The sequence below is a fragment of the Azoarcus indigens genome (genome assembly GCF_004361735.1).
GTDB lineage: Bacteria > Pseudomonadota > Gammaproteobacteria > Burkholderiales > Rhodocyclaceae > Azoarcus > Azoarcus indigens.
Window position 1 is genome coordinate 74634 of sequence record NZ_SNVV01000002.1, and the last position, 21969, is coordinate 96602.

The window sequence follows — 21969 nt, forward strand, 5'->3', positions numbered from 1 at the left end:
GGGAGATGGCGCGACCGCCCCGGCCCTCTCACTCCCCGAACGTCGCCGCCACCACCTCCATCAATGCGCTGGCGACTTCGTCGTCATCCGTCAGGCTGTCCACGATGGCGGCGCGGCAGGCGGCCAGGGGAGGCATGCCGGCGTGGACCAGGGTGGCGGCGTAGACCAGCAGGCGGGTGCTGGCGGCTTCTTCCAGGTCCTGGTCCTTGAGTGCGCGCATGGCGCGGGCGATGCCGACGAGGCGGCGGGCGAGGTCGGCGTTGCAGCCGGTTTCGCCGCGCAGCACCGCTTCTTCGCGGGCGGCGTCGGGGAAGTCGAAGCGCAGGCTGACGAAGCGTTGGCGGGTGGAGGGCTTCATGCCCTTGAGCAGGTTCTGGTAGCCGGGGTTGTAGGACACCACCAGCATGAACTCCGGCGGGGCGGCCAGCAGCTCGCCGGTGCGGTCTATGGGCAGCAGGCGGCGGTCGTCGGCCAGGGGGTGCAGGACCACGGTGGTGTCCTTGCGCGCTTCGACGATTTCGTCCAGGTAGCAGATGCCGCCTTCGCGCACCGCGCGTGTCAGCGGGCCGTCGCACCAGATGGTCTGGCTGTCGCCTATCAGGTGGCGGCCGACGAGGTCGGCGGCGGTGAGGTCGTCGTGGCAGGCCACGGTGTAGAGCGGCCGGCCGAGGCGGGCGGCCATGTGGGTGACGAAGCGCGTCTTGCCGCAGCCGGTGGGGCCCTTGATGAGCAGCGGCAGGTGGTTCTTCCAGGCGTGCTCGAAGATCTCGATCTCGTTGCCGGCGGCCTGGTAGAAGGGCACGGCGAGCTTGGTGGTGTTGACGTCCATCAGGGCATTCCTTTCCAGTAGGCGAGGCCGATCAGCGCGCACACCAGCGCCAGCCAGCCGAGCAGGACGATGCGCCACAGCAGCGGGGCGCGGGCGAGCGCCATGAAGTCGAGGACGACCACCGTGCCCTTGGCCATTGCCACCGCAAGCAGCAGGGCGGCGATGGCGGGGCCGCTGGCATGGCCTTCGCCGATTGCCCAGGTGAGCGCGGTGGCGGCCAGCAGCGCCAGCCACAGCAGGGTGCTGCGGCGGTCGGCGATGGCAGGGGAAGCGGGGGACATGGCGTGTTCCTCAGCGGATGACATAGACCAGCGGGAACAGCACCAGCCACACCAGATCCACCATGTGCCAGTAGGCGGCGCCGCTCTCGATGCCGTTCATGTCCCGCGGGCCGTAGCGGCCGCGGCGGGCGTTCAGCCACAGCGCGCCCAGGATCACCATGCCCAGCAGCACATGCATGAAGTGAAAGAAGGTGAGCGAGAGGTAGAACATGTGGAAGGTGCTGCTGGAGAGGCTGATTCCGGCATTGAAGGCGGCAACGTATTCCGCCAGCTTGATGACGACGAAGCCGCCGGCGCAGCCCAGTGCCGCCAGCAGCCAGCGCGCCCCCTGGCGGCCGCGGCCGGCCTCGGCGGCATGCACGGCGCGCACCACGAAATAGCTGGCGGTGAGCAACAGTGCGGTGTTGATGGCGCCGGCATTGCGGTTGAGCGCTTCCTGCTCGGGAGCGAACAGCGCCGGATCATGGGCGCGGGCGAAGGCGTAGGCGGCGAAGAACAGGCCGAAGGCGAGCAGCTCGGCGAGGATGAAGATCCAGATCGCCAGGTCGCCGGCCAGCCTGGGCTCCGCGGGCAAGGAGGGGGAAAGCGTGTGCTTGGCGGCATGCATGGGGGCATTCTGGGCAAGCGGGCAGGGCTTGGAATTGATCCGTGTTAATTCCGGCAAGTGATTGTCGCCACGAGGAAAAGAGCCACCGGCGAGCTCCGTGCGAGGTGTGCCGGAAAAGGACAAGGGCGGCTCGCGCCGCCCTTGTTTGACGTCCGCCAGGAGGGGAGGCGGACTAGTGGAGACCGTTGGTCATCAGGTGGTCATCAGGTGGTGGCCGGCTTGTCGCCGTCCTTCACGAAGAAGCTCACCAGGTAGGCGATCAGGCCGATGAGGAAGATCACCCCGCTTATTTCACGCAGCCAGTAGAACAGCGACACCTGGCCCTGCACCGCCATGAAGGGCATGGGCGAGTCCGAGATGCGCTGCAGCCACACTTGCAGGATGCCGGCGGCGGTGAGGAACAGGGTGATGAACACCATGGCGATGGTCATCAGCCAGAAGCTCCACATCTCCAGCACCTGCGCCTTGCGGCTGTTGCACGCCCGGCCACGCAGGATGGGCATGGCGTAGCTGATGATGGTGATGACCACCATCACGTAGGCGCCGTAGAAGGCCATGTGGCCGTGCGCCGCGGTGATCTGCGAGCCGTGGGTGTAGTAGTTCACCGGAGCCAGGGTGTGCAGGAAGCCCCACACGCCGGCGCCGAGGAAGGCCATCACACCGGTGCCCAGGGCCCACAGCACGGCGGCCTTGTTCGGGTGCTCGCGGCGGCGGCGGTTCACCATGTTGAAGGCGAACACCGTCATGGCGAAGAAGGGAATCGGCTCCAGCGCGGAGAAGATGGAGCCCCACCATTGCCAGTAGCCCGGCGCGCCTATCCAGTAGTAGTGGTGGCCGGTGCCGATGATGCCGGTGACCAGCGCCAGCGCGATGATGACGTACAGCCATTTGTCGATCACCTCGCGGTCCACCCCGGTGACCTTGATCAGCACGAAGGCGAGCAGCGCGGCCATGATCAGCTCCCACACGCCTTCCACCCACAGGTGCACCACCCACCACCAGTAGAACTTGTCCAGCACCAGGTTGGTCGGGTTGTAGAAGGAGAACAGGAAGAAGATGGCCAGCCCCCACAGGCCCAGCAGCAGCACCACGGTGATGGAGGTCTTGCGGCCCTTCAGCACCGTCATGGTGATGTTGAACAGGAAGGCCAGCGCCACCACCACGATGCCGATCTTGGTCAGCAGCGGTTGTTCGAGGAACTCCCGGCCCATGGTGGCGAGCACGTCGTTGCCGGTGTACTTGGCCAGCGTGGCGTAATCCACCAACAGGTAGCCGAGTATGGTCAGCGCGCCGGCGGCCAGGAATACCCAGAACAGCGCCAGCGCCAGCCTGGGGCAGTACAGCTCGGTTTCGGATTCCTCCGGCACCAGGTAGTAGGCCGCCCCCATGAAGCCGAACAGCAGCCACACGATGAGCAGGTTGGTATGCACCATGCGGGCGACGTTGAAGGGGATTTCCGGGAACAGGAAATCACCCACGACGTACTGCAGGCCCATGACCAGGCCGAACAAGATCTGCCCCACGAACAGCCCGATCGCCGCGACGAAGTAGGGCAGCGCGACGGCTTGCGATTGGTATTTCATGACGACAATCCCCTTGGTATTTCCACTGTGGGCATGGTTCTCAACCCTCGATGTTGGGCGGCCAGTTCTGGTTGCCGATTTCCGAGGTGTATTTCAGGAAGGCGATCAGCTGGTCGATCTCTTCGTCGCTCAGGTGGAAGTTCGGCATCTGCCGCCGTCCGGGCGCGCCGGTGGGCTGGGAGACGATCCATGCCTTGATGAACTCGGGGCCGCGGCGCACATACACGTTGCCCAGCTCCGGCGCGTAATACGCCCCTTCGCCCAGCAGCGTGTGGCAGCCGATACAGTTGCGTGTCTCCCAGATGTGTTTGCCCGCCGCGACGGCGGGCGTGATGTTCTGGCGGTTGTCTGTCTTCGGCAGCGCGTTGGTGGTGTCGAAGGTCAGCGCCAGGAAGAGCAGAAAGAAGAACACCGTTCCGCCGTAAAAGATGTTGCGGGCCATCGCCTTTGTGAAGGTGCCGCTCATGGTGTTGCCCTCATCGTTGCTTGCATCCGTCGTGATTTTTGAACTGCGCGGTCGCACTGTATTTTTTTGCCCCGAGCCGGCTCCATGATCTGAATCAAAACGCTCCCCGCCGCGCCAGACCCCTTCACTTGTGCGGTTTTCGGGCCGATGGGGGGCAACGGGGCGGATGACAGGTTCATCGGCGGGGTAAAGCGGGACGAAGCGGCCGGCTTGCGTAGCACCGGGAGGGACTTCGTTGCGCTCCATCGGTGGGGGCTTGCGGGCGGGGAGCTGCGGGTGGGCTGGGCGGGGCTGAACAGGGGCGAAGTGAAGGTGGGACCCGGAGGGAGCGGAGGGACAGGGCGCTCTGCGGGGAGGCCTCTGGAGGGCGGAGCCCGTCGCCGGCCAGGTGCCAGGTGCGGGTGGCGGCGTGCTTGCAGGCGTGCGTGGTTTCACGTCAAATCGCGCCCCCGCCGGCGCTTGCTTGACCCACGTCAAGCCATTCCCCCTGCCCTGCGGGTGCAATGTCGCCTTCCGCCGGCCTTCGCCCGGCGGGCTTCCCAGGAGTGGTGTTGAAGTCTCTCGGTTCCCAATCGCGGGCGATGATCGCCCTCGTCGTCATGGCCCTCATCTGGGGCTACAACTGGGTGGTGATGAAGAAGGTGGTGCCCTATGCGGACCCCTTCGATTTTTCCGCCATCCGTACCCTGCTCGGTGCCACCGCGCTGTTCCTGGTGCTGGTGGCCGCACGCCGGCCGATGCGGCTGCGCGCGCCGCGGCGGGTGATGCTGCTCGGCCTGCTGCAGACCGCCGCCTTCACCGGCCTGGTGCAGTGGGCGCTGGTTTCCGGCGGCGCCGGCAAGACGGCGGTGCTGGTCTACACCATGCCCTTCTGGTTGCTGCCGCTGGCCTGGGCGCTGCTGGGCGAGCGGGTGCGGCGGGTGCAGTGGATTGCCATCGCCACCGCCGCGCTGGGTTTGCTGCTGGTGCTGGAACCGTGGTCCATGCGCGGCAGCCCGCTCGCCAGCCTGCTGGCGCTGGGCGGCGGCCTGGCCTGGGCGCTGGCCACCGTGGTGGCGAAGCGGATACGGCGCGAAGTGGAAATGGACCTGCTGGCGCTGACCGCCTGGCAGATGCTGTTCGGCGCGCTGGCGCTGTGCCTGGTGGCGATGGCGCTGCCTTCCCGGCCCATCACCCCGGCGCCGTACTTTTTCTTCGCACTGGGCTTCACCGCACTGCTCGCCACCGGCTTCGCCTGGTTGCTGTGGCTGTATGTGCTGCAGCACCTTTCCGCCGGCATGGCGGGTCTCTCCGCGTTGGGCATTCCCTTGATCGGGGTGCTTGCGGGTTGGTTGGAGCTGGGAGAACGGCCGAGCAGCGCGGAGCTCGGCGGGATGGCCCTGATCTGCGCCGCGCTGGCTTTTTCGAGCTTGTGGTCGGCCTGGCGGGGGCAGCGCTTGGCGCGGCAGGCCGAGGCCGCGGCGGCTGCGGGGTCTTGAGAGGCGCTTTGCCGCAGGGGTGCAAGGCCAGGAGGCGAGGCGCGAGACGCTGCGTTCCCGCTGGTCCTCAGCCGATGCCTTGCTCCCTCCCGCTGGCCGGGGCTGGGGCGAGGGGAGCCGTGGTTGGCCGGATACCGCCTCTTCCCCTTCCGCCGGCGGGCGAAAACCGTTGCGGCGTTGTTGCTGCGGCCCTCGGGCCTGCCTTCAAGCCTGTACGACCTGTCGCGGCCCCGGCGCTGCTAGCCTGCCCCCTGATGCGTCAGGTTGCGCAGGGTGTCGGCGACCGACTTGGTGTGGGCGGCGGCCTGGGCGTTGCGGCCGCCGAAGGACTGCACCGAGGACAGCGTGCCCGACAGCTCGGCGACGCCGCTGGACTGGGCCTCTATCGCCTGGGCGACGCGGTTGATGTCCGCCGCCAGGGCGGCGATGTCGCTGCCGATCTCGCCGGCGCTGCTGCGCGATTTCTCTGCCAGCTTGCGCACCTCGTCCGCCACCACCGCGAAACCGCGGCCGGCGTCGCCGGCGCGGGCGGCTTCGATGGCGGCGTTCAGAGCCAGCAGATTGGTCTGGTCGGCGATCTGCTGGATGATCTGCACCACGCCCTGGATGCGGCCGCTGGCCTGGGCCAGGGCGCGGGCGCTGCCGGCCACTTCCTCCGCCTGGTCGGTGAGGCTGGTGACGGTCTCGCCGGCATCGCGTATCACCGTTTCCTGTTCGTCCAGCTGGGCGGTGAGGCTGTCCACCGAGGTGTACAGATCGCTGGCGCAGCTCTCCAGCTGCAGCGAGGTGTTTTCGCGTAATTGGTGGGCGTGTTCCAGCGTGGCGCCGAGATCGTTCAGGCCGACCACCACGTCGGCATAGCTGCCGTCGAAGTCGCCGGGGTTCAGGGCTTCGTCGAAGCGCTGGGCCTTGTAGTGCTGGATCTGCTGCACCATGGCGCGCGACAGCCCGGCCAGCTTGCCGATGCGCCGGCGCAGGAAAAAGGCCTTGAACTCGCCGTAATGGGCGACGAAGTTATCCACGTATTCGTCGGTAAAGGGCTGGCCGGGCGCGACGCGGAAGAAGAACACCGCGGTGAGTGTCTGGTTGAGGTTGAGGCCGAGGATTTCGCCGAAGGTGGAGAAGCCGGCGAGCTGGGTCTGCGGCAGCAGGCTGGCGCTGCCGGCGAGTTCGCGCTCGTTGTAGAGCCGGCGCAGGATGCAGTCGTTGAGGATGCCGGCCACCGGCGCGCCCGGCTTGCCTTGCAGGAAGCGCTGCAGGTCGCGCTGGGTGTGCTGGACGAAGCCGGTGCGGCGCACCAGCACGATCTCCTCGCCGGAGGCGACGTCGCAGTAGAAGTGCACCAGCCCGCTTTCGAGGTCGATGCGGGAGATGGAGCGCACGAACAGCTCCTCGCCGACGCGGATGGCGAAGGAGTGGTCCGCCAGCTTCTGCTCCAGCGCGGCCGGGGCGCAATCCAGCGCCTCGCACAGGGCGTCGATCATGGACATGATGCGGCCGCTGCGGGTGATGACCTGGCCGACGTAGCGCTTTTCCACCGAGGCGCTGAGCACATGGAAGGAGAGCGCTTCCGGCTCGAAGTTCTGGCTCTTGAACACGCCGAAGCGGACGCCGGGCGCGGCCTTGATGAAGGCGACGGTGGCGTGGTTCTCCAGCCGGCGCTGGCCGTCATGCACCGCGGTGCCGCTGAAATCCAGCTTGCCGCCGGCGGAGCCGCCGACGAAGAGGCAGGGGAAGCGGCCGGATTCGTATAGCGCCTCCATGAAGAAGGACTCGGAGGCGGAGAGGCCGTCGAACAGCACGAAGGCGAAGGTGTCGCGGTGGTCGATCTCCATGCCGACCTGGGCCGCGCGGATGTTGGCGCTGAGGCGGGCGATGCGCTGTTCCACCTCCATCGGCTTGCCGCCGCCGCGCAGATCCTCGCTGGCGAGCGGAATGGAGACCACCTGGGCGCGGGCGACCAGGCTGGCGTCGAAGCACTGCACCACCACCCGGTCCCACTGGTTGCCGGTGGGGCAGTAGAGCGCGCCCTCGCCGCCGCACAGCTCGCCGGCGGTGGTACAGGCGACCATGGGCGTGCCGGGAAAGCGCTGGCCGATCTCGCGCGCTACCCGGTCTATGTCCAGGTAGGGGGAAACGTAGGCGGTGATGAAGGTGGGCTGCAGCCTGAGCTGCGCCAGCGCCGCCGGCAACTCGGCGGCGCGGCACTGGAAGGTGGCGGCGCCGGTGGCGTCGTGTGGCTTCTTTCCGAACAGCTTCATTGATCTCCCCTCTCGTCCGACGCGGATGCGTGCCGGTGTTTTCCGGCATCTTCCATGACATTAACGGGTGGAGAGAGGAAATGCTTTACGGCTGCCCACCCATTCAGGGCGGCCAGCCGGGAAGGAGGAGTCCGTTCAGCGGGGGAGGTCGATCAGCAGGGCTTCGGGCAGTTCCACCTCGTCGCAGTTGTGGCCAGGGCCGGCGCGGTCGACGACGAGGAAGTCGCACACCGCGTCCAGCGCCAGCAGCGGGTGGTGCCAGACGCCGGGGGCGTAGTTCACGCCTTGTTCGGCGCTGGCGAGGAACACCCGCAGGTCGGCGGCGGTGGGTGCCGCGCCGGGCGGCGCCACCACCACCAGGTAGGGGCGGCCGGACAGTGGCATGAAGGCCTGGCTGGCGAGTGGGTGGCGCTCCATCATCTCCACCCGGAAGGGCAGGGCGCGGGGCTGGCCGCGGAAGAGGGAGACGATGGCGCGGCCGTCTACCCCCGGTTCCACCGCGGCGAGGTCGTGGAAGCGCTCGGTGTTGCCGCCGTTGATGGTGTAGTGGCGCGCCGCGCCCTCCGCCTGGATGACGTCGCCGAAGGGGGCGAAGGCCTCGCGGGTGAGGGGTTCGGCCGTGCGCAGCGTCAGCCCGGCGGCGGCGGTGCTCATTCCTTCACCTTGCCCCACAGCCGCACCCGCGACAGGCCGCCATCGGGGATGACGTTGATGCGTACATGAGTGATGGGGCCATGCGCGGCGATCTCGCCGACGAAGGTGTGGATGGCGTCCATCGACAGCGGCTGCTCCGGCAGGATGAAGGGCCAGAACATGCTCTGGGTGACCGCCGACTGGTCGGTGCCGCCGGCCATGAAGGCGCCCTGGATGGAGCAGCGGTCCGGGTAGTTGCCCTTGAAGTGGGCGGTGTCGATCTCGATCTTTTCCAGCGTGCCGGCGGCGCCGAGCTGGACGATGCACCAGTCGTTGCCGGGCTCGCGGCGGCGGCGGGTTTCCCAGCCGTCGCCCATGTCGCGGCCGCGGTCGGGCAGCAGCAGGTTGGATACCGAGCCGTAGTGGGAGTCGTTCCAGGCCACCGCGCGGCCGCCGTTTTCCATGGCGGCGAGGTCGTAGGTGAGGTTGGGGTTGTCGAAGGCGCCGACCGGCTGGCCGTACACCCGCAGGCGGGCGATGCCGCCGTCCGGGTAGATGTTCACCCGCAGGTGGGTCCAGGCTTCCTGGCTGGCGATGGCGAACAGGTGGTGGGCGCTGGCGCCGAGGGAAACCGAGGGCAGGATCTCGGTCCATCGCGCCGCCTTCAGCGTGGCGACGTCGTCGCTGTCGGACACGGTGGCTTCGATGGACACCGCCGGCGCGTAGTTGCCGGTGAAGTGGGAGGTATCCACGTCGAAGCCGCGGATGATGCCACGGCGGCCGAGCTTGAGCAGGCACCAGTCGTGGCCGGTGGTGCGCTTGCGGCGGGTTTCCCAGCCGTCCATCCACTTGCCGTTGTCGTCGTACTTGCCGGGGATGAAGACCGCCGGATCGGGGTTGAGCATGCGCGAGACCTCGGCGAAGAAATCGTCCGAGGCATGCAGCGCGCGGGCGCCGATGCGCGGGTTGGCGAGGTCCACCGAGCGGCGGGCCCAGTCGGGCAGGTCGGCGGCGGGGGCAACGATGATGCTCTGGGTGCTCATGAGGTATCCGTGTTCAGGGCTGTTTCTTGTGGGGGTGATGTTCGATCCAGTGGCGGGCGATGTCCACCCGGCGGCAGATCCACACCCGGTCGTGGCGCTCGATGTGGTCGAGGAAGCGTTGCAGGGCGCGGAAGCGGCCGGGGCGGCCGAGCAGGCGGCAGTGCATGCCCACGCTCATCATCGCCGGGCGCTCTTCGCCTTCTTCGTACATCAGGTCGAAGGTGTCGCGCAGGTACTGGAAGAATTCGTCGCCGTGGGAGAAGCCCTGCGGCAGGGCGAAGCGCATGTCGTTGGTGTCCAGGGTGTAGGGCACCACCAGGTGCGGCACCTGGCTGCCGTCGGTCTTGCGCACCTCGGTCCAGAACGGCAGGTCGTCGCCGTAGTAGTCGGAGTCGTAGAGGAAGCCGCCGTGGTCGGCCACCAGGCGCCGGGTGTTGGGCGAGTCGCGGCCTGTGTACCAGCCCAGCGGGCGCTCGCCGGTGAGGCGCTGGATGATCTCCATGCCCAGGCGCATGTGCTCGCGCTCCTCGGCTTCCGGGGTGTTCTGGTAGTGGATCCAGCGCAGGCCGTGGCAGGCGATCTCGTGGCCCAGTTCCTGGAAGGCGGCGGTGGCTTCCGGGTGGCGCTCCAGCGCCATCGCCACGCCGAAGATGGTCATCGGCAGGCCGCGGCGCTCGAACTCGCGCAGGAAGCGCCACACGCCGACGCGGGAGCCGTACTCGTAGATGGACTCCATCGACAGATGGCGGTCCGGGTAGCTGGCCGGGTTGAACATCTCCGACAGGAACTGCTCGCTGCCGGCGTCGCCGTGCAGCACCGAGTTCTCGCCGCCTTCCTCGTAGTTGAGCACGAACTGCACCGCTACCCGGGCGCGGCCGGGCCAGTTGGCATGCGGCGGATTGCGGCCGTAGCCGACGAGGTCGCGCGGGTAGCTGGAGGAGGGGGCTGGGGCGGCGGAGGTCATGGGCGCGTCTCCGGGCAGGCTTCAGGCGGCGCCGAGCAGGGCGTCGAGGCGGAAGCGGGCGATCTTGGCGATTTCATCCAGGCAGGTACGGAATTCGGTTTCGGCGTCGTTGCCGAGGCGGGCCTCGATGATATCCATGATCTGGTGGCGGCTGCGTCCCTTCACCGCGATCACGAAGGGAAAGCCGAAGCGGGAGCGGTAGGCGGCGTTGAGGCTGCGCAGGCGCTGCAGTTCGTCGGCGGTGCAGCGGTCCAGGCCGGCGCCTTGCTGCTCGCCGGTGGAGGCCTGGGTGAGGGTGCCGGCGGCGGCTTCCTTGCCGGCCAGTTCCGGGTGGGCGCGGATCAGCGCCAGCTGCTCGGCGCGCCCGGCGTCCAGCATGGCGGCGACCATGGCCTGGTGCAGCGCGTCCACGCTGGCGAAGGGGCGGGCGGCCCAGGCGCGCTCGGCGACCCAGGGCGAGTGCTCGAAGATGCCGCCCAGCTGGCTGGAGAAGGCGGTGCAGTCCAGCGCGGAGAGGTCCGCGAGCTTCTGGGCGGTGGGGAGGGCGGCGGTCATCATGGAGGACTCTGGTGTGAACGGGGTTCTGCCGCTGGCCGCCGGCTGGCGGCCAGAAGCGCTTCAGTGGCGTGTTGCGTGCCGTGTCAGTCGGCGAGCCGGGCGCCCTGGGCGTGCCAGGTGGCGATCAGGCGGCGTTCCTCGTCGGTGATGTGGGTGAGGTTGCCCAGCGGCATGTAGCCGCTGGCCACCGTCTCGGCGATCTTGGCGGCGTGCTGGCCGATCTCCTCCGGTGTCTGCAGCAGCACGCCCTTGGGTGGCTGGATGAAGCCCTCGTAGGTGGGCTGGGCGGCATGGCAGGCGATGCAGCGCTGGTCCACCACCTGCTTCACCTGGGCGAAGGCCACCTTGTCGCCGCCGGCATCCACCTTCTCCGGCGCCATCAGCACCACCAGCAGCGCCAGCAGGGCGACGCCGCTGGCCGGCAGCCACCACTTCACCTGGCCGCGGTGGCGCAGCACGAAGAACTGCCGGATCAGCACGCCGGCCGCCATCATCACCACCAGCACCAGCCAGCCGTTGGCATGGCTGTAGGTCATCGGGTAGTGGTTGCTGATCATGGTGAACAGCACCGGCAGGGTGAAGTAGGTGTTGTGCACCGAGCGCTGCTTGCCGATCTGGCCGGGGCGCGGGTCCACCGGCCGGCCGGCGCGTATCTGCGCCACCATGCGTTTCTGGCCGGGGATGATGTGGACGAAGACGTTGGCCGCCATGATGGTGCCCAGCACCGCGCCCACGTGCAGGTAGGCGGCGCGGGCGGAGAACACCTGGTGCAGCGCCCAGTCGGCGAACACTACCAGCACGAAGATCAGCCCGGCCAGCAGCGCGTCGCGGCCGACCAGCAGGCGGCAGAGCAGGTCGTAGACCACCCAGCCGGCGGCGAGGAAGCCGATGGAGAGGGCGATGGCGGCGGGCGGCGTGAGCGCCATCACGTTGCGGTCTATCAGGTAGGAGGAGGCGCCGGCCCAATAGACGATGGCCAGCATGCCCATGCCGGACAGCCAGGTGGTGTAGGCCTCCCACTTGGACCAGTGCAGGTCCTGGGACAGGGGCTCGCCCTGCGGGCCGGTGAGGAATTTCTGGCTGCAGTAGAAGCCGCCGCCATGCACCGCCCACAGCTCGCCGAACACGCCGCGCTGCTTGTCCGCCGCCTTCTTCGGCGGCTTCAGCGAGGTGTCCAGCATGACGAAGTAGAAGGAGGCGCCTATCCAGGCGATGCCGGCGATCAGGTGCAGCCAGCGGACCAGCAGGTTGGCCCAGTCGAGGAGATAGCTTTCCATGTGCGGCGCCGGCTCAACTGCCGCGGTAGGTGGAGTAGCTCCACGGCGAGACCAGCAGCGGCACGTGGTAGTGCTGGCCGGCCTCGGCGATGCCGAAACGCAGCACCACCTCGCCGACGAAGGGCGGATCGGGCAGCTCGGCGCCGCCGGGGGCCTCGCGGAAATAGGCGGTGGTGTCGAACACCAGCTCGTAGCGGCCGGCGGCGAAGGCCTCGCCTTCCAGCAAGGGGGCGTCGCAGCGGCCGTCGGCGTTGGTCAGCATGCTGGCGAGCAGGCGGCGTTCGCCGCCGGCCTCCAGGCGGAAGACGGACACCGGAATGCCCTGGCCGGGGCGGCCGAGGGCGGTGTCGAGCACGTGGGTGGTGAGTCTGCCCATGGCGGCAATTCCTGTTCGTTCGTATCGGCCTCCAGTCTAGAAGCCTCGCGCCGCGCGCGGGCGGGGATGTCTGGATAACCGATATAAAGAACCGGATATTGTCCTCGCCGGCCGGGCGTGCACCGGGGGGCACTGGCGGGCCGGAGGGATCCCGGCCTGTGCCTCAGGTGGACGGGGGGCGGTCCAGCGTCGCGTCGGCCAGGGAGGCGGGATCCTCCAGCGGCTCCAGGTGGGTGGTGACGTGGGCGCGCGGCACGGCGGCGCGCAAGGCCGCCTCGATGCGTTCAGCCCAGTCATGGCCGGTCTGCACCGTCCATTGGCCGGGCACCAGCACATGCAGGCTGACGAAGGCGCGGCTGCCGGCCTGCCGGGTGCGCAGGGCGTGGAAGGCCAGGCCGTGGGCGCGGAAGCCGTCGAGCGCTCGCTCCAGCGCGGCCAGTTCGGCGTCGGGGAGGGCAACGTCCATCAGCCCTGCGGCGGAGCGTTGGAGGAGTCTCCAGCCGGTCCACACGATGTTGGCGGCGACCAGCAGGGCGATGGCCGGGTCCAGCCACAGCCAACCGCTGGACCAGGCGAGGGCGACGCCGAGGATGACGCCGGCCGAGGTCCACACGTCCGTCATCAGGTGATGGGCGTCGGCCTCCAGGGTGATGGAGTGGTGGGCCTTGCCCACCCGCATCAGCACGCGGGCGGTGAGCAGGTTGATCACCGAGGCCAGCACCGAGATCGCCAGGCCGACATCCACCGCCTCCAGCGGCTGCGGCTGCAGCAGGCGCTGCACCGCGGCGTAGCCGATGCCGCCGGCCGCCAGCAGGATCAGCGCCCCCTCGAAGGCGCTGGAGAAGTACTCCGCCTTGCCGTGGCCATAGCTGTGGCGGGCGTCCGCCGGCGTTTCCGCCACGCCCAGCATGGCCAGCGCCATCAGCGCACCGGCGAGGTTGACCAGCGATTCCAGGGCATCGGAGAGCAGGCCGACGGAGCCGGTGAACCACCAGGCCGCGCCCTTCAGCACGATGGTGGAGAGGGCGGCGGCGACCGAGAGCCAGGCGTAGGGCTTCAGGGAGGAACTCATGCGCGAGGTGCCTGGGCAGCGGTGGACTGGGAAGTGAGAGCGGGGGATGCCGGGCGGCGGCGCGGCAGGCGCAGTTCCACCCGCAGGCCGTGGCCGGGCGGGCTGCTGCGGGGGCCGAAGCGCAGACTGCCGTGGTGGCGTTCGACGATGCGGGCGGCGATGGACAGGCCCAGGCCGCTGCCTTCCTCGCCGGCGCTCTCCAGCCGGCGCCAGAAGCGCTGCCCCAGGCGCTGCAGTTCGGCGGCGGGAACGCCGGGGCCGCTGTCCTCCACCGTCAGCAGCCAGTCCGGCCCGTCGGCGCCGAGGGCGACCTGCACCGATCCGCCCGGCGACGTATAGCGCACGGCGTTGTCGAGCAGGTTGCGCAGCAGGATCGCCAGCCAGGCAGGGTTGCCGTGCATGGTGGCGGGGCCATCGGTGTCGAGGCTGCTGGTGTCGAGGCCGATCTCCTGGCCTTTGGCGAGCGCGCCATCGGCGGCTTCGCCCACGGCCTGGCGCAGCAGCGCGTCGAGCTCCAGCGGGGTGAAGGCCGTGGCTTGCACGGCGTCGGCGCGGGCCAGCGTGAGCAGTTGGGCCACCAGCCGGCTCATGCGGTCGCAGCCGGACAGCAGCTGCTCCAGCGCATGCCGCCGCGCGGTGTCGTCACTGGCGCCGAGGGCGACCTGGGCCTGGGCGCGCAGGGCGGCGAGCGGGGTGCGCAGCTCATGGGCGGCATCCGCGGTGAAGCGGCGCTCGTTCTCCAGGCTGCGTTCCACCCGTTCGAACAGGCCGTTCAGCCGCGCGACCAGGGGCGCGACTTCGGCGGGGAGCTCATCCTCGGACAGGCGTTCGAGGCGGTCGGGCGAGCGTTCGCCCAGCTCGCCGGCGATACGCAGCAGCGGGCGCATGCCGTGGCGCACGGCCAGCCACAGCAGCACCGCCAGCAGCGGCAGTGTGAGCAGCACGGGCCACAGCAGGCCGGCGGCGAAGCCCCGGGCCAGCTTGTCGCGCCGGGCGCTGCGCTCGCCCACTTGCACCATCAGCCCGCCGGCCGGATCGGTGGCGGAGAACACCCGCCAGGCGTGGTCACCGACGCGTTGGGTGGAAAAGCCCTCCTGCCGCGATGACAACGGCGTTGCCGGGGCATTGGCGGAGTGCAGGCGCAGCTGCCCGTTCGCCCACACCTGGAAGGCAACGCGGCGCGCATAGCGATGCAGCTGCGGCGCGTGTTCCTCGTCCACCGCGGCGGGCTCGCCCAGGCCGCCGGCGCCCCCGGCCTGGGCGAGCAGGAGCGAGGCCGTCTGCACCAGGTGGGCGTCCAGCAGTTCCTCGGCTTCGTGCCTGGCCTCCATCCAGGTGAGCTGGGCGGCGACCAGCCAGGCGATGCCTACCAGGACGATGGTGATCGCGGTGATGCGGCTCTTGATCGAGGCGAGGCGCATGGCGGTTTCAGTCTCCCCGCGCCAGGTAGCCCACGCCGCGTATGGTGTGGATGAGTTCCCGCCCGAGCTTGCGGCGCAGGTGGTGGATGTAGACCTCTATGGTGTTGCTGCCGGTTTCCTCGCCCCAGCTGTAGAGCTGCTGCTCCAACTGGGCACGCGACAGCACGCGGCCGGGCTTGAGCATGAGGGCATGCAGCAGGGCGAACTCCTTGGCCGCCAGTTCCACCGGCCGGCCGTCGACGGTGACGGTGTGGGCGGCCGGGTCCAGTTCCACGCCGGACAGGGCCAGCCGGGGCGCGGGATGGCCCTCGGCGCGGCGTATGAGTGCGCGCAGGCGGGCGGCGAGTTCGCCCATGTCGAAGGGTTTGAGGAGGTAGTCGTCGGCACCGGCGTCGAGGCCGGCGATGCGGTCATCCACCGTGTCGCGGGCGGTCAGGATCAGCACCGGCAGGCGGCTGCCCTGCGCGCGCAGGCGGCCGAGTACCGCGAGGCCGTCGCGGCGCGGCAGGCCGAGGTCCAGCACCAGGGCGGCAAAATCCGCAGCAAGCGCGCCGGCGAGCGCGGTCTCGGCGGCGATGCCGTCGGTAACCCAGGCGACGACGAAGCCGGCCTGGGTCAAGCCGGCCTGCAGCGCGTCGCCGAGCAGTTTGTCGTCCTCCACCACCAGGACCCGCATCCTTCCTCCTCAATCCCTGGCCTGATGCGCGGCGTGCGTCGGCTCCGCCACCACCGGCGTGCCCAGCCAGCCGGCGCGGTCGGCGCTCCAGAACGCGAGCACCGCCACCAGCAGCAGCACGCCCACCACCGCGTGGCGGCTGGCGATGCCTTCGTCCGGCCGGCCGCGCTTGCTGCCGGTGACCATGGCGCGCGCCAGGTTCTCGCGGTGCAGCAGGCTGCTGACGATGACGCCCATCACATGCACGATCACTATCGCCAGCATCAGCTGGGCGCCGGCCTCATGCACTTCCTTCAGCCATTTTCCGCCGAGTTCCTGATAGGTGGCAAAACCGCAGGCGGCGGTCGCCAGGCCGAGGCCGAGCAGCAGGAACACCGCCAGCGCGCCGAGCGGATTGTGGCCGGCGTGGTGCTGCGGCCTCCGGGCGCGCAGGGAGTGGAGATAGCCGGCGAGCCGGGATGGCGGGAACACGAAGGAGGAGAAGCGCGCCCAGCGGCTGCCGGTGAAGCCCCATACGATGCGGAACAGCAGCAACCCGGCGACGGTGTAGCCGAACATGAGGTGGACGTCGCGGTAGCGCTCGCTCTCGGCGGTGAGCCAGGCGCCGGTGAAGGAGAACACGAGCAGCCAGTGGAAGATGCGGGTGGGAAGATCCCAGACGCGGACAGTGCCGCCGCGCGTGTCGGCGAGGGGGGAAGTGGTGGTTTTCATCGGGAAGAGGCTCCGGTGGAGACGGGTAGCTGGATTTCGTGTTCGCTGTAGCGGCCCTCGGCGGCAGCGCGGTGGCAGGCGCCGCAGTTGGCCGGGTTGCCGACCGCCGGGGTTCGCCACAGGGCGGCGTGGAGACCGTCGTGGCCGTCGCGGTGCTTGCGCAGGAACCAGGCGCTGGTGGTGATCCGCGACGTGTCCGGGCGCGGCGGGGCGCTTGCGTCGCCGCGGGAGGGGGCCGCCCGGGCGGCGAGGTAGGCGGCGAGCCTGTCGCGGGTGGCGGATGCCAGGCTGGCGTCGGTGCCGAAGTGGTCGGCAAGCCCGGCCATCACCCGGGCCCAGGCTGCGCCGTCGAGCAGGCGCGGCGGGTAGGCCACATGGCAGCTGCCGCATTCCTCGCGGTACTCGGGAGAGGGCGGCGAAACGAGGTCGCCGGCCAGGCCGGGGCCGGCCGCCAGGGCGAGCAGGCCGGGGAGAAGAAGGGCGCGCCTCATGGCCGCTGCTCCAGCAGATAGGCGAGGAGGTCGCCTTTCTCCGCGGCGCTGCAGGGGCGCTCGAAGACATCCTTGCAATTGCGGCGGAACCATTTCTCCGCCCGGGCGGCGTCGTTGAAGCGCTCCGGGTTGGCGGCAGGGGCGAGCGGCGCGATCGGCTTGCCGGTGACGAGATGGCGGCCGGCGACTACCGGCTTGTCGGTATGACAGCCGGCGCAGCGCCAGTCGTCCTTGCCGCGCTGGTGGAAGAGGGCCTCGCCGCGCGCCGCCGAGGCAGCGTAGGCGGGTGCCTCGCGGCGCGCTTCTTCGCTGTAGCGTTCGAGCAGGCCGGCAGCCGACTGCGCGCCGGCATGCAGGGGCAGCAGGCCCAGCAGCAGGGCGAGCAGCGGGGTTTGGCGGGGGAGCTTGGGCATGGATCGCCTCCTTGCAGGGAATGCGATCCAGCCTAGGGAAGGGAGCTTAAGCCTGGCTTAAGTGGCTGGCATGGCCGGCGGCGCCGGGGCCAGGGGCTTCAGAAGAAGCGGCCCAGAGTCCGCGCCAGCCAGCCGGCATTTTTCTGCTCGTCCAGCGTGTCCTTGATCTGCGGGCTGACGGTGGCGACGTAGTCGGCGTCGTCATGCTTAATGTGATTGAGCAACCAGCTGCTGAGCAGGCGATGGATCTCGGCGTTGACGTCTTCGCCGCGCTTGAAGCGCTCGCGGTACTCCTCCACCCGCCGGGTGAACAGCTGATGCACCCGCTTGTGCGCCTTCAGGTAGGCGTAGCCGGATTCCTCCAGCAGGGTCTCTTCGAAGGCGAAGTGGGAGAGGGTGTAATCGACGAGGTCGTCCAGAACGTGGCCCACGGTGGGAAGGTCGCCCTTGCTGTGGACGGTTTCGAGCTGATTGACGTAATCGACCAGTCTGCGGTGCTGGTCATCGATGACCGCGATCCCGGTATCGAGATCGGGTGTCCATGTGAGACTCACTGGCTTTCCAAGGTCGGGGGCTGGAAAGCCGATGAATCTATCATGTTGCACCGTAGCAAACCGCGGGCATGACCCCAAACCGGGCGATGGTTATGTTACCGATCATTTCAGCTGCAGCGTGCCGACCGGCTCCACCCAGCGCACGCCATTGCGCGCCAGCCACTCGCCGGCGATGCTGTCCTGCCGCAAGGTGGCGTCCAGGAAGGCGGTGCTCACCGCCTGCACCGCGATCACCGGGCGCTGACGATCGCCGCCGCCAGCCGGCCCTTCGCCGCCGGGGCGCCCGCCACGGCTCATCTTTCCGTCGCCCGGCATGCCTGGGCCCATTCCGCCGCCCGCATCGGCGCCCCCCATGCCGCCGAAGCCACCCATGCTCCCGTTCAGGCCCCCTCCCGGCCCGCCCATGCCGCCGGCAGCGCCCGGCCGGCCGCGGCCGCCGCCCTGGCCTTCCTCGCGCCTGGGGGCATCGGCGCCGTTCAGCAGGGTGTAATTGCCGGCGTTCAGGACCAGCTGGAATTTGTTGCCCTCCGGCATGTAGCGGAAGGGCGCCTGCCGCACCGTGGGGGTGATGCCCAGGCCGTAGCGGTCCTCGTCGGCGTCGCCGGTCACTACCAGCGTCGGGGCGAGGATGTCGCGGTAGCGCTCGCTGAGGCCGCCGGCGGCCATGTTCACATGCGGGCTGAACACCGCCACCGCGGTCAGGCCGGGCAGGGCGGCCGGCTCGCGGCCGTCCGCAGCGGCGTCGCCGCGCGCCGCCGCGCGGCTCTCGCGGTAGCGCTCGCCGGCCAGCGCCAGTGCGGTCTGCGCGCCCAGTTCGAAGCCGACCACCGCGATGCGCGAGGTATCCACGCAGGCATACATGCCGCTGTCCTTGCCCTCGGCGGCCTGCTGGCGGATGGCCTCCAGCGTGCGACGCACCGCCTCGCTGCGCTCGGCCAGCTGCGCGCCACCGAAGCGGCTGCGGGCGAGCTGGTCGAAGGCGCCACGGCGGGCATCCGGCGAGGACCACACCTGCGGCCCGTCGGCCTGGCGCTGCATGCCCAGCACCGCGTAGCCGGCCTGCGCCCAGGCGGTGCGCCACAGCGGTGCAGCGCGGGCGGTTTCGCCCAGGCCCGGCAGGTAGATGACCAGCGGATAGCGCCCCGGCGTGGCGGGGCAATCCAAACTGAGGTCCATGCCTTCACGCTCGTCGCCGATATGGGTGTCGCGGCGGGTGACCGGCAGATTGCGTTCCGGGTGGTAGCCACGCTCGGCAAAGCGCCGGACTTCGGCTTCCGCCTGCTCGCTGGGGTCGGGGCGGGAGGCGCAGGCGCCGACCGCGGCGGTCAGCGCGAGGAGTAGCGGCAGCAGGCCGCGGCTGGGCTTCATCGGTAGGGGTTCCGGTGAAGCGTTCAGCGCGCCGGGCCGTCTTGCGGCGACGGGGTGACCGGGACCCGTCTCTGCGGCGATGGGCGCTCTTCGCCGCCGGGGCGGTGGCGCTCGTCGCCATCCGGTCCGTCGCGGCCTTCCCTGCGGCTTTCGAGCAGGCGGCGCTGGTCGGCGTCCAGCACCGCATAGAGGCGGTGGGCGGTGGCCAGCCGGCCCTGCTGCTGGGTGGCCTCGGCCTTGGCCAGCGCTTCGGTGAGGCTGCGCACCCTGGCTTCGTTGTAATTGACGACCAGGTCGGCCTCGCGCAGAGCCTCTTGGGCTGCGCGTACCGCCTTGGCCTGCTTGCGCGCCTGCGGCGCCTGCTGATGCAGGATCTCGAAGATGCGGTCGCGCTGTTCCTCGCTCAGCGCCAGGCCGTGCAGGAAGGGCGGCGGCGGGCCCTCCATCTCGCTCCAGGCCGGGCCGGGGCCATCGAAGCCGGGGCCGCCCGGATGGCCGTGGAAGGCGGCCGGTGGCGGGGGCGGGGGGCAATCCCTCTCTGCCTGCGGCTCCGGCGCGCCTGTGGGTTCGGCCTGGCTGACGAGGGAGACGGCGAGCAGGCTGGCGAGCAGGGCGAGGCGCAGCGCCTTGGCGGCGCGGGAAAGCGGGCGGGAGGCGGGTCGTGACATGGAAGACTCCGTGCGGTGGATGCGGCGCAGGTGGCGCCGGAACGGAGCGAACTATGCGCGGCGGGGGTGTTAACCGCGGTAGGGGCGGGTAAAGCTGGGTAAAGAGTCGGTGTCCGCGCTTGTACTCGAGGTGCCGCGGACTATCATCCGGCTCCGGAACAAGCCCGTGACAGCCCCGCCTATGCCCTCAGATCCCCGAGTCCTGCTGGTCGACGACGATGTCGAACTCAGCCGCATGCTGATGGAGTACATGGGCGGCGAGGGCTTCGATGTGCACGCGGTGCATGACGGCGAGGCCGGCGTCGGCCAGGCCCTGTCCGGCAGCTACGACCTCATCGTGGTGGATGTGATGATGCCGCGGCTGAACGGGGTGGAGGTGCTGCGCCGCATCCGCGCCCGCAGCAGCCTGCCGGTGCTGATGTTGACTGCCAAGGGCGACGACATCGACCGCGTCGTCGGCCTGGAACTGGGCGCTGACGACTACGTGCCCAAACCCTGTTCGCCGCGCGAACTGGTGGCCCGGGTGCGCGCCATCCTGCGCCGTACCCAGCGCGAGTCGGGCGGCGAAGAGCTCAACTCGCCGCTGGAAGTGGCGCCGCTGGTGCTGTGGCCGCAGAAGCGCTCGGTGGAGTGGGACGGCACGCCGCTGGCCCTCACCAGCACCGAGTTCAACCTGCTGGAGGTGCTGGTGCGCCACGCCGGGCGGGTGGTGAGCAAGGGCGACCTCTCCGAACAGGGCCTGGGCCGGCCGCTGGCGCGCTACGACCGCAGCATCGATGTGCACCTCTCCAGCCTGCGCCACAAGCTGGGCCGCTACGCCGACGGCCGCTCGCCGATAGAGACGGTGCGCGGCATCGGCTACCAGTACCTGAGGGAGTGAGCGGTGGGCCGCCTGTTCTGGAAATTCTTCTTCGCCTACTGGCTGGCGCTGGTGAGCGCCGCGGTGGCCGTGGGCATAGGCGTATCCCTGCACCAGCGCGGCGAGAGCGAGCGCGCGCCGCTGGTGGACCCCCGCGCCCGCTTCGCGGTCGAGGCGGCCGCCGGCCTGCTGCGCAGCGCCGGGCCGGCGGTGCTGGCGGACGTGCTGCGGGAGTGGCGGCTGGAAGGGCCGGAAGGCCTGCTGGCGGTGGATGAGGCCGGCCGGGAGCTGCTGGCGCGCCCGGTGCCGGGCCCGGTGCTGGCGCGGGCCCGCCGCGCGGTGGCGACGTCTGCCGCGCATGAGGCGGTGCGCGAGGTGAGCTTGGCCGATGGCGGCCGCTATCTGTTGTTCATGGCGGCCGTGCCGCAGCCGCCACCGCCTCCACCGCCGCCGCTGCATGCCCCCAGCCGGGCCTTGCCGATTGCCGCAGGCCTGATCGCCAGCCTGGCCTTCAGCGCATGTCTCGCCTGGTACCTGGCGAAGCCGATACGCAACCTGCGCTGGGCTTTCGAGGCCACCGCCGCCGGCCGCCTGGAGACCCGGGTGCAGCCGCTGATGGGCAGCCGGCGCGACGAGATCGCCGATCTCGGCCGCGATTTCGACCGCATGGCCGGCCGCCTGCAGAGCCTGATGGCCGCCCAGCGCCGCCTGCTGCACGACGTTTCCCACGAGTTGCGTTCGCCGCTGGCCCGGCTGCAGGTGGCCATTGGCCTGGCGCGCCAGCGGCCGGACAGCGTGGGCGCCTCGCTGGACCGCATAGAGCGCGAAGCCGGCCGGGTGGACGAGCTGGTCGGCGAACTGCTGACGCTATCGCGGCTGGATGCCGGCATGGGCGAACAGCTGCCGCCGGAAACGGTGGATCTGGTGGAGATGGTGGCGGAGATCGCCGAGGATGCCGGCTTCGAGGCGCGCAACAGCGGCCGCCAGCTGATGTTGTCCGCCACCGGCGAGGCGCTGTGCCGGGCGCAGGCGGCGTTGCTCTATCGCGCCTTCGAGAACGTGATCCGCAACGGGGTGAAGTACACCGCCGAGGGCTCGACGGTGGAGGTGGAGGCTGGCCTGGGCGCCGACGGCCGTTTCCGCCTGCGGGTGGCCGACCGCGGCCCCGGCGTGGCAGAGGCGGATCTGGAGGCCATCTTCGAGCCCTTCTACCGTGGCGGAGGCAGCAACGGCGTGGTCGGCTTCGGCCTCGGGCTGGCGATCGCCCGCGGCGCGGTGCAACTGCACGGCGGCAGCATACGCGCGGCGGTGCGCGAGGGCGGCGGCCTCACGGTGGAGATCCTGCTGCCGTTGCAGGCGTAGCGCAGCCGGGGCGCAGAT

24 protein-coding genes are annotated in these 21969 nt (G+C 69.9%); 3 read left to right on the forward strand and 21 right to left on the reverse strand.

The genetic code is table 11. The features are described from left to right. Positions 1–28: 28 nt before the first annotated feature. The 5 genes from C7389_RS03210 to C7389_RS03230 all read right to left on the reverse strand — a co-directional run bounded on the left by C7389_RS03210 (position 29) and on the right by C7389_RS03230 (position 3766). Entirely contained in the window at positions 29–829 is an 801-nt protein-coding gene (locus tag C7389_RS03210; RefSeq protein WP_133588323.1) for a CbbQ/NirQ/NorQ/GpvN family protein, read from the reverse strand. Then, complete coding sequence (locus tag C7389_RS03215) at positions 829–1110, reverse strand: cytochrome C oxidase subunit IV family protein (protein ID WP_133588325.1); 282 nt, start codon at positions 1108–1110, stop codon at positions 829–831. The genes C7389_RS03210 and C7389_RS03215 overlap by 1 nt, the downstream gene beginning before the upstream one ends. Before the next feature lie 10 nt (positions 1111–1120). After that, positions 1121–1717, reverse strand: a complete 597-nt coding sequence (locus C7389_RS03220; RefSeq protein ID WP_133588327.1) for a cytochrome c oxidase subunit 3 family protein — start codon at positions 1715–1717, stop codon at positions 1121–1123. Positions 1718–1920: 203 nt separating this feature from the next. Next, positions 1921–3300, reverse strand: a complete 1380-nt coding sequence (locus C7389_RS03225) for a cbb3-type cytochrome c oxidase subunit I (protein ID WP_133588329.1) — start codon at positions 3298–3300, stop codon at positions 1921–1923. A 40-nt stretch (positions 3301–3340) separates the two neighbouring features. Then, on the reverse strand, positions 3341–3766 hold the full coding sequence (locus C7389_RS03230) for a c-type cytochrome (RefSeq protein WP_133588760.1): 426 nt from the start codon (positions 3764–3766) through the stop codon (positions 3341–3343). A 581-nt stretch (positions 3767–4347) separates the two neighbouring features. Here C7389_RS03230 and C7389_RS03235 point away from each other — a divergent pair. Next, positions 4348–5244 carry a DMT family transporter gene (locus C7389_RS03235; protein ID WP_133588762.1) on the forward strand — a complete coding sequence of 299 codons (897 nt, stop codon included), beginning with the start codon at positions 4348–4350 and terminating at the stop codon, positions 5242–5244. Positions 5245–5483: 239 nt separating this feature from the next. On the opposite strand, the gene C7389_RS03240 is transcribed toward C7389_RS03235, so the two are convergent. The 16 genes from C7389_RS03240 to C7389_RS03315 all read right to left on the reverse strand — a co-directional run bounded on the left by C7389_RS03240 (position 5484) and on the right by C7389_RS03315 (position 19730). Further along, positions 5484–7505, reverse strand: coding sequence for a methyl-accepting chemotaxis protein (locus C7389_RS03240; RefSeq protein WP_133588331.1), 2022 nt, complete (start codon positions 7503–7505; stop codon positions 5484–5486). Between the two features lie 135 nt (positions 7506–7640). After that, positions 7641–8159 carry an ureidoglycolate lyase gene (locus C7389_RS03245; RefSeq protein WP_133588333.1) on the reverse strand — a complete coding sequence of 173 codons (519 nt, stop codon included), beginning with the start codon at positions 8157–8159 and terminating at the stop codon, positions 7641–7643. Continuing rightward, positions 8156–9181, reverse strand: coding sequence for an allantoicase (gene alc, locus C7389_RS03250; RefSeq protein WP_133588335.1), 1026 nt, complete (start codon positions 9179–9181; stop codon positions 8156–8158). Before alc ends, C7389_RS03245 begins: the two co-directional genes overlap by 4 nt. Positions 9182–9194: 13 nt before the next feature. Next, positions 9195–10145 carry an allantoinase PuuE gene (puuE, locus tag C7389_RS03255; RefSeq protein ID WP_133588338.1) on the reverse strand — a complete coding sequence of 317 codons (951 nt, stop codon included), beginning with the start codon at positions 10143–10145 and terminating at the stop codon, positions 9195–9197. Between the two features lie 21 nt (positions 10146–10166). After that, entirely contained in the window at positions 10167–10703 is a 537-nt protein-coding gene (uraD, locus tag C7389_RS03260; RefSeq protein WP_133588340.1) for a 2-oxo-4-hydroxy-4-carboxy-5-ureidoimidazoline decarboxylase, read from the reverse strand. Between the two features lie 83 nt (positions 10704–10786). Then, positions 10787–11980 carry a urate hydroxylase PuuD gene (locus tag C7389_RS03265; protein WP_133588342.1) on the reverse strand — a complete coding sequence of 398 codons (1194 nt, stop codon included), beginning with the start codon at positions 11978–11980 and terminating at the stop codon, positions 10787–10789. A 13-nt stretch (positions 11981–11993) separates the two neighbouring features. Continuing rightward, positions 11994–12356 (reverse strand): hydroxyisourate hydrolase, encoded by a 363-nt coding sequence (gene uraH, locus C7389_RS03270; RefSeq protein WP_133588344.1) that lies wholly within the window; start codon positions 12354–12356, stop codon positions 11994–11996. A 163-nt stretch (positions 12357–12519) separates the two neighbouring features. Then, entirely contained in the window at positions 12520–13428 is a 909-nt protein-coding gene (locus C7389_RS03275) for a cation diffusion facilitator family transporter (protein ID WP_133588346.1), read from the reverse strand. Beyond that, on the reverse strand, positions 13425–14849 hold the full coding sequence (locus tag C7389_RS03280; RefSeq protein WP_133588348.1) for an ATP-binding protein: 1425 nt from the start codon (positions 14847–14849) through the stop codon (positions 13425–13427). The genes C7389_RS03275 and C7389_RS03280 overlap by 4 nt, the downstream gene beginning before the upstream one ends. Positions 14850–14856: 7 nt before the next feature. Further along, positions 14857–15525: a response regulator gene (locus tag C7389_RS03285; protein WP_133588350.1), complete on the reverse strand. Its 669-nt coding sequence runs from the start codon at positions 15523–15525 to the stop codon at positions 14857–14859. A 9-nt stretch (positions 15526–15534) separates the two neighbouring features. Continuing rightward, positions 15535–16236: a cytochrome b/b6 domain-containing protein gene (locus tag C7389_RS03290; RefSeq protein WP_133588351.1), complete on the reverse strand. Its 702-nt coding sequence runs from the start codon at positions 16234–16236 to the stop codon at positions 15535–15537. After that, entirely contained in the window at positions 16233–16727 is a 495-nt protein-coding gene (locus C7389_RS03295; protein ID WP_162851648.1) for a cytochrome C, read from the reverse strand. Before C7389_RS03295 ends, C7389_RS03290 begins: the two co-directional genes overlap by 4 nt. Then, positions 16724–17140: a DUF1924 domain-containing protein gene (locus C7389_RS03300; protein WP_133588355.1), complete on the reverse strand. Its 417-nt coding sequence runs from the start codon at positions 17138–17140 to the stop codon at positions 16724–16726. Before C7389_RS03300 ends, C7389_RS03295 begins: the two co-directional genes overlap by 4 nt. Before the next feature lie 98 nt (positions 17141–17238). Further along, positions 17239–17694, reverse strand: a complete 456-nt coding sequence (locus C7389_RS03305; protein WP_133588357.1) for a bacteriohemerythrin — start codon at positions 17692–17694, stop codon at positions 17239–17241. A 102-nt stretch (positions 17695–17796) separates the two neighbouring features. After that, positions 17797–19062, reverse strand: a complete 1266-nt coding sequence (locus C7389_RS24785) for an alpha/beta hydrolase family protein (RefSeq protein WP_162851649.1) — start codon at positions 19060–19062, stop codon at positions 17797–17799. 23 nt (positions 19063–19085) lie between these two features. Then, complete coding sequence (locus tag C7389_RS03315) at positions 19086–19730, reverse strand: Spy/CpxP family protein refolding chaperone (protein ID WP_133588359.1); 645 nt, start codon at positions 19728–19730, stop codon at positions 19086–19088. A 166-nt stretch (positions 19731–19896) separates the two neighbouring features. Here C7389_RS03315 and C7389_RS03320 point away from each other — a divergent pair, with 166 nt between their 5' ends. Then, positions 19897–20610, forward strand: coding sequence for a response regulator (locus C7389_RS03320; protein WP_281275344.1), 714 nt, complete (start codon positions 19897–19899; stop codon positions 20608–20610). A gap of 3 nt (positions 20611–20613) precedes the next feature. Next, on the forward strand, positions 20614–21951 hold the full coding sequence (locus tag C7389_RS03325; protein WP_133588361.1) for a HAMP domain-containing sensor histidine kinase: 1338 nt from the start codon (positions 20614–20616) through the stop codon (positions 21949–21951). Positions 21952–21969 lie beyond the last annotated feature (18 nt).